This is a genomic window from Paraburkholderia humisilvae, assembly GCF_902859855.1.
In the GTDB taxonomy this organism is placed as follows: Bacteria; Pseudomonadota; Gammaproteobacteria; order Burkholderiales; family Burkholderiaceae; genus Paraburkholderia; species Paraburkholderia humisilvae.
This window is the reverse complement of record NZ_CADIKH010000328.1, coordinates 1-1,455: the sequence shown is the minus strand read 5'-3', so window position 1 is coordinate 1,455 and position 1,455 is coordinate 1. Positions and strand designations below refer to the sequence as shown.

Sequence of the window (1,455 nt, the reverse complement as noted above, 5' to 3'; positions counted from 1 at the left end):
CGTCGCTCGCAACAAGCTCAAAAGCGCTCAGCACCGACCTTCGATCATCGCCGCGTGCTGGATTCAGGCAACCTTGTGGTGACGTCATGATTTATGGAAAGGTCAATAGACTTACCATGTCACATAAATAGTTGGGAGTCTGCCATACAGGAAACGGGTGCCATGTTGCATGAGCCGCAGTCCGAGCAGGATACGCAACGTGTTGATGGAATCAGGAACGTGGCGTTGTGTGCTGCTGTCCTGTAGGATGTAATCTGGGGAAAGTCCAGGCAGCGCGCGTTCGGTGAGGTTTTTTATCGCGCACATCTGATCGCATCCTGAATCGCTGGGCTATCAGAAACCCATATGCAGCGATGCTCAGCATGGCATGGTGATGTAAGCCACGCCAGCCTCGCCCTTCGTAGTGCGCGAGTCCGAACTCCTGTTTCAGGTCCTGATAATCGCGCTCGATACGCCAGCGCATCTTTGCCACGAACACAAGCTGCTCAATTGCTCCCTCCCCGGGAGCGGTGCTCAGAAAGTATTTGAGTGGCTCCGGATCACCATCGGGCCATTCAATGAGCAGCCATTACTCGTCGCGAACGGTACTTCGCCAATAGTCGCGATATGTGGGACGAACCCGCGCGGTGGCAAAGCGTGAGCAACGTACTGCGTTGCCGCCTTCGCGCCAAGTGACGGTCTGCCAAGCGTTCACGGGTAATTGCATGGCCAGTTCCTTCACCGTGAGCGGTTCGTGGCCAGACGCACGGCGCAGCAATGTCGGTGGCTTGCCGTGCCCGCTCCAGGGCCTGGGCGGAAGTGGTCCCGTTGCGCGTGCCCACACAGAGGTGCCAGGCCGAATCCCGACCGCGCACAACAAACCAATCTGACAGTTATCCTGACTTCCCAAGCCGCCCATAGTACTGACGCGCCACCCCGACCAAATGATGCACCTTCTTGGAAACCCAGTGTCGTCAATCATCCAGTAGTAGCCGGTTTCTTCAGCGACGCGCTCGGCTAACGCGGGCATTACCCATTCGCGGACCCACCGTAAGACTGTCCGATCAGATCATTGCGCCTTGGCCACAAACTGGTGAAGTTGACTGGTGCTGCGCGCTCACGTGAAGCGGGTCAATATGCGCGACCATCGGCTCGACACTCTTGCTGCGTGACAGTGGCAATACCAGGCCCACACAATAGCCCTTTAGGCCGGCATGCCAATCGGCGTGCCCTCATGCATGCGCCAGATGGTTCAGATACGCGTCAAATCTGTCGACATATTCTCTCATCCTGATCACGCGGAGTCTTGATTATTCAATACTACCAAATATCGCTTTGTCGGAAATAGCTTTGAGAGGGTAGCCCCACACCCTCCCGGGCATAGGGCCCCCGAAGAACGGAGCGTGCGACTTTCACCGCACTCCGCTCGCGCACAGCATTAAGCGTCGTGCTGACGCCGGTCTCGCCGCAACGCAC

At 57.2% G+C, this 1,455-nt stretch carries 1 pseudogene; it reads right to left on the bottom strand.

The features are described from left to right. Positions 1–201: 201 nt before the first annotated feature. Positions 202–1,268 (bottom strand): annotated as a pseudogene (locus tag HV796_RS42295) (IS701 family transposase); the annotation flags it as partial. Positions 1,269–1,455 lie beyond the last annotated feature (187 nt).